Below are 7,834 nucleotides of genomic sequence, written 5' to 3' on the forward strand. Positions count from 1 at the left end.
TGTGTGGCTCGTTCGCGCGGTGAGCGGGTGTTTGTTGTGCTGACTGCAGCGCGCCCCCCCCCCCCTCGGGGTGTTACGGGGTACTGCTACTGGTTCTGGTTCTCACCGCGGTAGAACTCGAACACCCAGCCGAACAGACCGACCAGGATCAGCGGAGCCGAGAAGTACAGGATCCACCAGCCCATCGCGACGGCGAGGAAGGCGAGCGCACCACCGGTGGCCAGCGACAGCGGCTGCCAGCTGTGGGGGGCGAAGAAGCCCACCTCGCCGGCCTCGTCCGCGACGTCGGCCTCCTTGTTGTCCATGGCCATCTCGTCGACACGCCGGGCCGTGAAGGCCAGGTAGTAGCCGACCATGATGCAGAGACCGAAGGCCAGGAACAGCGCCGTCGTACCGACCGGCTCCTTCGACCACACGCCGTAGAGGATGGCCATGGCGAGCACGAAGATGCTCAGCCAGATGAACAACCTGCCCTGGAACTTCACTTGCCGGCCTCCTTGCCACCCGTGAGGGCCACGGCCTCGTGCGGCTTGTTCTCGAGCTGGTCGACCGCCGCGATCTCAGGGTGGTGCAGGTCGAACGCCGGGGATTCGGAACGGATCCGCGGCAGGGTGAGGAAGTTGTGCCGCGGCGGCGGGCAGGACGTCGCCCACTCGAGCGAGCGGCCGTAGCCCCACGGGTCGTCGACCTCGATCTTCTTGCCGTACTTGGCGGTCTTCCACACGTTGTAGAGGAACGGCAGGATCGACAGACCGAGCAGGAACGAGGAGATCGTCGAGATCGTGTTCAGCGCGGTGAAGCCGTCGGCGTTGAGGTAGTCCGCGTAACGACGCGGCATGCCTTCGGCACCCAGCCAGTGCTGCACCAGGAACGTGCCGTGGAAGCCGATGAACAGCGTCCAGAACGTGATCTTGCCGAGCCGCTCGTCCAGCATCTTGCCGGTGAACTTCGGCCACCAGAAGTGGAAGCCGGCGAACATCGCGAAGACCACGGTGCCGAAGACGACGTAGTGGAAGTGCGCGACGACGAAGTACGAGTCGGAGACGTGGAAGTCCATCGGCGGCGAGGCCAGGATGACACCGGTCAGACCACCGAAGGTGAAGGTGACCAGGAAGCCGATCGTCCAGAGCATCGGTGTCTCGAAGGACAACGAGCCCTTCCACATCGTTCCGATCCAGTTGAAGAACTTCACGCCCGTCGGTACGGCGATGAGGAACGTCATGAAGGAGAAGAACGGCAGGAGGACGCCACCGGTGACGTACATGTGGTGGGCCCACACGGTCACGGAAAGACCGGCGATCGCGATCGTCGCGGCGATCAGACCGATGTAGCCGAACATCGGCTTGCGGCTGAAGACCGGGATGACCTCGGAGACGATGCCGAAGAACGGCAGCGCGATGATGTACACCTCGGGGTGTCCGAAGAACCAGAAGAGGTGCTGCCAGAGCAGGGCACCGCCGTTGGACGCGTCGAAGATGTGCGAGCCGAACTTGCGGTCGGCCTCCAGCGCGAAGAGCGCGGCGGCGAGGACCGGGAAGGCGAGCAGGACCAGGACACCGGTCAGCAGCACGTTCCAGGTGAAGATCGGCATACGGAACATCGTCATGCCCGGAGCGCGCATGCAGATGATCGTGGTGATGAAGTTGACCGAGCCGAGGATCGTGCCGAAGCCGGAGAAGGCCAGACCCATGATCCACATGTCGGCGCCGACACCCGGCGAGCGGACGGCGTCCGACAGCGGGGAGTAGGCGAACCAGCCGAAGTCGGCCGCACCCTGCGGGGTGAGGAAGCCGGCCACCGCGATGATCGAGCCGAAGAGGTACAGCCAGTACGCGAACATGTTCAGCCGCGGGAACGCCACGTCGGGCGCGCCGATCTGCAGCGGCATGATCCAGTTCGCGAATCCGGCGAAGAGCGGCGTCGCGAACATCAGCAGCATGATCGTGCCGTGCATCGTGAACGCCTGGTTGAACTGCTCGTTCGACATGATCTGCGTGCCCGGACGGGCCAGCTCGGCGCGCATGAAGAGCGCCATCAGACCGCCGATGCAGAAGAACACGAACGACGTGACGAGGTACAGCGTGCCGATCGTCTTGTGGTCGGTGGTCGTCAGCCACTTCACCACGACGTTGCCGGGCTGCTTGCGGCGTACCGGGAGCTCGTTCTCGTACGAGTCCTCAGCCGCGGCCGCACCCTGGGGTTCGTTGAGGATGCTCACAGTTGGTTCTTCTCCGCATTCCTGGCCGGGTCCGTCTGCTCGATGCCGGACGGGATGTAGCCGGTCTGCCCCTTCTCCGCCAGCTCCTTCAGGTGCTGCTGGTAGCGCTCCGGGGAGACCACCTTGACGTTGAAGAGCATCCGGGAGTGGTCGACACCGCAGAGCTCGGCGCACTTGCCGAGGAAGGTGCCCTGCTTGTTCGGGGTCACCTCGAAGACGTTGGTGTGACCCGGGATGACGTCCTGCTTGAACAGGAAGGGGACCACCCAGAAGGAGTGGATGACGTCACGGGAGGTCAGGACGAACCGGACCTTCTCACCCTCGGGCAGCCACAGGGTCGGGCCCGGGTTGCCGGTCTGCGGGTTCCGGTCACCGGGGATACCGGCGTCGTAGACACCGCCGGCATTCGCCGGGAAGTCGTCCTGGTACTTGTCCGGAATGGCGTCGAGGTTCGGGGCCGTCTGCGCGTCACCCGTCACACCCGGCACGTTCTCGATGTAGTTGAAGCCCCAGCTCCACTGGTAGCCGACCACGTTGATCGTGTGGGCCGGCTTGTCGGCGAGCGACAGGAGCTTCGACTCGTCGCGCGCGGTGAAGTAGAAGAGCACCGACACGATGATGAGCGGAGTGACCGTGTACAGCGCCTCGATGGGCATGTTGTACCGCGTCTGCGGCGGTACCTCGACCTTGGTGCGGCTGCGCCGGTGGAACATGACGGACCACAGGATCAGCCCCCACACCAGCACGCCCGTGACGAGCGCGGCCGCCCACGAGCCCTGCCAGAGGGAGAGGATCGTGGGAGCCTGTTCCGTGACCGGGGTGGGCATACCAAGGCGGGGGAAGTCTTCCCAGTTGTACGAGCAGCCGGTGGCTGTCGCCAGGATCAGGCCCGCAGTCAGCACCTGCGGCAGCTTCCGCCGCATCGGGCGCCGAGACGTGGGGGTACCACCCGCGCCTTGGCTGCGGGGGAGGTCGGAGCCGTTGGGACTCACGTAGCGCCTTCCCGAGAGTCTCGGCCCGCGCTGGTCGGCTACGGCCGTCTCGCTGGTCGGTCGCCGCCCCGGCCGCGGGCAGGGGTTTGGATGTTTATGCGGACCAAACCCTACTGGACGCTATTTGGGGTCGCGCGGGGAGGGTGCCCAACGCGCCGTCCGACTCCCCGAAGGGGTGGACGGGATCATTCCGCGGAGGGTCTCGAAGGGGGTCCCAGGCGCGCGATCGGCGGTGCGGGCCGGGTATCTGACGGGGCTTCGAGGGACGGGAGGCTAGCTTTGTCCGGTGCCCTACTTCGACGCCGCCTCCTCCGCCCCACTGCATCCCGTAGCCCGTCAGGCGCTGCTCGCCGCCCTGGACGAGGGCTGGGCCGACCCGGCCCGGCTCTACCGCGAGGGGCGCCGGGCCCGGCTGCTCCTGGACGCGGCACGGGAGGCCGCGGCGGAGGCGGTCGGCTGCCGCCCCGACGAGTTGGTGTTCACTCCTTCGGGGACGCGCGCGGTTCACTCCGGAGTTTCCGGCGCCCTCGCGGGGCGTCGGCGTGTCGGAACGCGGCTCGTGGTGTCGGCGGTCGAACACTCCTCCGTCCTGCACGCGGGCGAGGCGCACGCGGCGGCGGGCGGGTCCGTGACGGAGGTTCCGGTGGACCGGTCCGGCGCGGTCGACCCCTCGGCGTACGCGGCGGCCCTGACGGAGGGGACGGCCCTGGCGTGCCTGCAGTCCGCCAACCATGAGGTGGGGACCGTGCAGCCGGTGGGCGAGGTCGCGCAGGCGTGCCGAGAGGCGGGGGTGCCGCTCCTCGTGGACGCGGCGCAGTCGCTGGGATGGGGCCCCGTGGAGGGCGGCTGGTCGCTGCTCGCGGCAAGTGCGCACAAATGGGGCGGACCGTCGGGGGTGGGACTGCTCGCGGTGCGGAAGGGGGTGCGGTTCGCGCCCCAAGGGCCCGCGGACGAGCGGGAGTCGGGGCGGGCGGCCGGTTTCGAGAACCTGCCCGCGATCGTGGCCGCCGCGGCGTCGCTGCGGGCGGTACGGGCGGAGGCAGCGGCCGAGGCGACACGGCTGCGCGGTCTGGTGGACCGGATCCGCGCGCGGGTGCCGGAGCTCGTGCCGGATGTGGAAGTGGTGGGCGACCCGGTGCGCCGGCTCCCCCATCTCGTCACCTTCTCCTGTCTCTATGTCGACGGGGAGACCTTGTTGCACGAGCTGGATCGGGAGGGTTTCTCCGTTTCGTCCGGTTCGTCGTGCACCAGCTCGACGCTGACGCCCAGCCATGTCCTGCGCGCGATGGGGGTGCTGAGCGAGGGCAACGTCCGGGTGTCGCTGCCGATCGGGACACCGGAGACGGACGTGGACCGTTTCCTGGAGGTGCTTCCGGGCGTGGTCGCGGGGGTACGGGAGCGGCTGGGCGCCCCGGAGGCGGTGACCAGCGCGGGTTCCGCGGGCTCGCTCGTGGTGGACGCGCTGGGCAAGCGCTGCCCGATCCCGGTCATCGAACTGGCGAAGGTGATCGACGACGTGCCGGTCGGCGGCACGGTCACGGTGCTGGCCGACGACGAGGCCGCCCGGCTGGACATCCCGGCGTGGTGCGAGATGCGCGGCCAGGAGTACGTGGGCGAGGAGCCGTCCCCGAAGGGCGGCACGGCGTACGTGGTGCGCCGGGTGGCTTAGGGAGTCGCGGCCCGGACCCCGCGGCCCGGGCGGCGTGTGCCGTCCGGGCCGGGGGTTGGGGGGCGCGGCCCCGACGTCAGGCCAGGTGCGCCTGGACCTCGGCCGCGGCCTCGTCGCCGTACGCCTTGGTGAAGCGCTCCATGAAGTTCGCGCGGCGCAGCGTGTACTCCTGGGTGCCCAGGGTCTCGATCACCAGCGTCGCGAGCATGCAGCCGACCTGGGCCGCGCGCTCCAGGCTGACGCCCCAGGACAGACCGGTCAGGAAGCCCGCGCGGAACGCGTCGCCGACGCCCGTCGGGTCGACCTTGGCGTCCTCCTCGGCGCAGCCGACCTCGATGGTCTCCCCGCCCGCGCTCTCGATGCGCACACCGCGCGAGCCGAGGGTGGTGACCCGGTGGCCGACCCGGTTCAGGATCTCCTCGTCGGTCCAGCCGGTCTTGGACTCGATGAGGCCCTTCTCGTACTCGTTGGAGAAGAGGTAGGTGGCGCCGTCGAGGAGGGTGCGGATCTCGTCGCCGTCCATCCGCGCGATCTGCTGGGAGAAGTCCGCGGCGAAGGGGATGCGCCGCGTCTTGCACTCCTCGGTGTGGCGCAGCATCGCCTCGGGGTCGTCGGCGCCGATCAGGACCAGGTCGAGGCCGCCCACGCGGTCGGCGACGGCCTTCAGCTCGATCTGCCGGGCCTCGCTCATCGCGCCCGTGTAGAAGGAGCCGATCTGGTTGTGGTCCTTGTCCGTGGTGCAGACGAACCGGGCGGTGTGCAGGACCTCGGAGATCCGCACCGAGCCGGTGTCGACGCCGTGGCGGTCCAGCCATGCGCGGTACTCGTCGAAGTCGTAGCCCGCGGCTCCCACCAGGATCGGGTTGCCGCCGAGCTGGCCCATGCCGAAGCAGATGTTCGGGCCGACGCCTCCCCTTCTGATGTCGAGGTTGTCGACGAGGAAGGAGAGAGAGACCGTGTGGAGCTGGTCCGCTACGAGCTGGTCTGCGAACCGGCCGGGGAAGGTCATGAGGTGGTCGGTGGCGATGGAGCCGGTGACTGCGATACGCACGGCTGGGCGCTCCTGCGGGACGGAAAGGGGTTGACAGTTCACGCTACCGGGTGGGAGGCGCCCTGCCGAACAGTGGAAACTACCCCAGAGTAGGTCTTTTCCCTGGAGTCATGGCGTGCGTACGGTGCGCGTATGTCCACGTACCCCGCTCCTCGTGAGCATCAGGAGTCCGAGTTCAGCCTGGCCCAGCTGCGCGGAGACAGTGCGCGCATGGCCCCCCACTGGGTGGTTCCGGCGGCCGACGCCCCCGCCCCCGTCTCCCCCGCACTGATCCACGGTGTGGTCGTCCCGCCTGCCTCGGCGCGGCTGATCGACGCCACCTCCGAATACGGCGGCTGAGGGACGGAACCACCCGCTCGCCCATTCCGTCCCACTGATGTCTCCCGGGGAGATGCCTTCCGGGTCAGGGACGAAGGAGCGATGTGGTGAGCGGTACGGAGAACCGGCGGATGCGGCACCGGCCGATGCTCGTCGCCTCGGTGGCGGCGAGCGTCCTGCTCGTCGGGGGCGGCGGGGTGTATCTCGCCGCCACGGCGGCCGACGGCGATGCCACCCGGCCCGCCGGGGCGGCCGCTCCCCCGCCGCTGAGGCTCGACGGCAAGAGCGGTGGCGACGGCGGGCCCGGTATCGCGCCGGGCGAGCCCGACCCGAACGGCGGTGGCGCCGTCTACAAGGCCAAGGGCCCCCTGCCCCAAGGGCCCTCGTCGGCCGCGGTCCACCGGCCGGAGGGCCGGGTCACCTCGGCGGAGGTGACCCGGCTGGCGCAGGCGCTGGGGATCGCGGGCGCGCCGCGTCTCGAGGGCGGGGTCTGGAAGATCGCGCCGGAGAAGGACGGCTCCGGGCTGCGGCTCGATGTGGCCGCCGAGGCCCCGGGCAGCTGGACCTTCTCCCGCTACGACGGGGGCCCGGTCGGCGACACCTGCCTGAAGGGCAAGGCGTGCCCCCCTCCGGGCGAGGCGAAGCCCCCGAGCGGTGGGCCGGTGAGCGAGGCGGCGGCGAGGGCGGCGGCCACTCCCGTGCTGAAGGCGATCGGCCAGGAGGACGCCAAGCTGGACACCGGCCAGCTGATGGGCGCGGTAAGGGTGGTCAACGCCGATCCGGTCGTCGGCGGGCTGCCGACGTACGGCTGGTCGACCGGGATCCATGTCGGACCCGGGGGTGAGCTGGTCTCGGGCAGCGGGCAGCTGAAGGACCCGGTGAAGAGCGACAGCTATCCGGTGGTCGGGGCGGAGAGGGCGCTGGAGGAGCTGAACAAGGCGTCCTCGGGGCCGGGCTCGATCGGCATCGGCGGCTGTGCGACGGATCCGCCGGCCGGCACGGAGGGCGGCGCGGACACTCCGGCGACGACCTGCAAGCCGGACGCGAAGCCGAAGGAGCTGGCGGTCACGGGCGCGGTCCTCGGGCTCGCCTCGCAGTTCGTGGACGGTGAGCGGGCGCTCGTACCGTCGTGGCTCTTCCGGGTGGAGGCGGAGGCCGGCGCGAAGCCGTACACGGTCGTGCGGACGGCGGTGGCTCCGGAGCATCTGGCGCCCCCGGCGAAGCCCAGTCCGACGACGCCCCCGACGCAGGATCCGGGTGAGGGCACGGCGCCCGAGCGGCAGCTCACGTCGTACCGGGTCGACGGCTCCGGCACGAAGCTGTCGGTGACCTTCTGGGGCGGCGTGTGCAGCGAGTACACGGCCACGGCCGAGGAGCGGGCGGACAAGGTCGCCGTGCAGGTGACCGAGCGGCCGATCGAGCCGGGCCGGGCGTGCATCGCCATCGCGGTGGAGGTCACCCGGACGGTGACCCTCGAGCAGCCGCTGGGCGGCCGGACGGTCGTGGACGCGAGCGGGGAGCCCGTCCCGCGCCACTAAGGCGCACACGGCAGCACACACGTACGAAGGCGGCCGCCCCGGAAGTCC

Annotated in this window: 7 protein-coding genes; 3 read left to right on the forward strand and 4 right to left on the reverse strand. The window is 69.8% G+C overall.

Features of this window, described 5'->3' with window-relative positions:
- Window positions 1-86 precede the first annotated feature (86 nt).
- From ACFVZW_RS30760 to coxB, 3 genes are read right to left on the reverse strand one after another with little or no spacing between them, the layout of a single operon-like run.
- Entirely contained in the window at window positions 87-485 is a 399-nt protein-coding gene (locus ACFVZW_RS30760) for a cytochrome c oxidase subunit 4 (protein WP_329121446.1), read from the reverse strand.
- Window positions 482-2,218 carry a cytochrome c oxidase subunit I gene (ctaD, locus tag ACFVZW_RS30765; protein ID WP_384528128.1) on the reverse strand — a complete coding sequence of 579 codons (1,737 nt, stop codon included), beginning with the start codon at window positions 2,216-2,218 and terminating at the stop codon, window positions 482-484. The genes ACFVZW_RS30760 and ctaD overlap by 4 nt, the downstream gene beginning before the upstream one ends.
- Window positions 2,215-3,210: a cytochrome c oxidase subunit II gene (coxB, locus tag ACFVZW_RS30770; RefSeq protein WP_384528131.1), complete on the reverse strand. Its 996-nt coding sequence runs from the start codon at window positions 3,208-3,210 to the stop codon at window positions 2,215-2,217. Before coxB ends, ctaD begins: the two co-directional genes overlap by 4 nt.
- A gap of 286 nt (window positions 3,211-3,496) precedes the next feature.
- Between coxB and ACFVZW_RS30775 the strand changes: the two genes are divergently transcribed.
- Window positions 3,497-4,879 carry a cysteine desulfurase/sulfurtransferase TusA family protein gene (locus ACFVZW_RS30775; protein ID WP_384528133.1) on the forward strand — a complete coding sequence of 461 codons (1,383 nt, stop codon included), beginning with the start codon at window positions 3,497-3,499 and terminating at the stop codon, window positions 4,877-4,879.
- Between the two features lie 76 nt (window positions 4,880-4,955).
- Here the strand turns inward: ACFVZW_RS30775 and ACFVZW_RS30780 are convergent, their stop codons facing one another.
- Window positions 4,956-5,930, reverse strand: coding sequence for a carbohydrate kinase family protein (locus tag ACFVZW_RS30780; protein ID WP_384528135.1), 975 nt, complete (start codon window positions 5,928-5,930; stop codon window positions 4,956-4,958).
- 132 nt (window positions 5,931-6,062) lie between these two features.
- Between ACFVZW_RS30780 and ACFVZW_RS30785 the strand changes: the two genes are divergently transcribed.
- Both ACFVZW_RS30785 and ACFVZW_RS30790 read left to right on the forward strand, forming a co-directional pair.
- On the forward strand, window positions 6,063-6,269 hold the full coding sequence (locus ACFVZW_RS30785; protein WP_384528137.1) for a hypothetical protein: 207 nt from the start codon (window positions 6,063-6,065) through the stop codon (window positions 6,267-6,269).
- Between the two features lie 110 nt (window positions 6,270-6,379).
- A complete protein-coding gene (locus ACFVZW_RS30790) occupies window positions 6,380-7,786 on the forward strand; it encodes a hypothetical protein (RefSeq protein WP_384528139.1) in 1,407 nt (468 codons plus the stop codon).
- The last annotated feature ends 48 nt before the right edge of the window (window positions 7,787-7,834 follow it).

The sequence above is a fragment of the Streptomyces sp. NPDC059567 genome, from assembly GCF_042735655.1.
GTDB lineage: Bacteria > Actinomycetota > Actinomycetes > Streptomycetales > Streptomycetaceae > Streptomyces.

Coding starts and splice junctions, on each gene's coding strand:
- ACFVZW_RS30785 (WP_384528137.1), top strand. CDS start 6,063: ATGTCCACGTACCCCGCTCCTCGTGAGCATCAGGAGTCCGAGTTCAGC.
- ACFVZW_RS30790 (WP_384528139.1), top strand. CDS start 6,380: ATGCGGCACCGGCCGATGCTCGTCGCCTCGGTGGCGGCGAGCGTCCTG.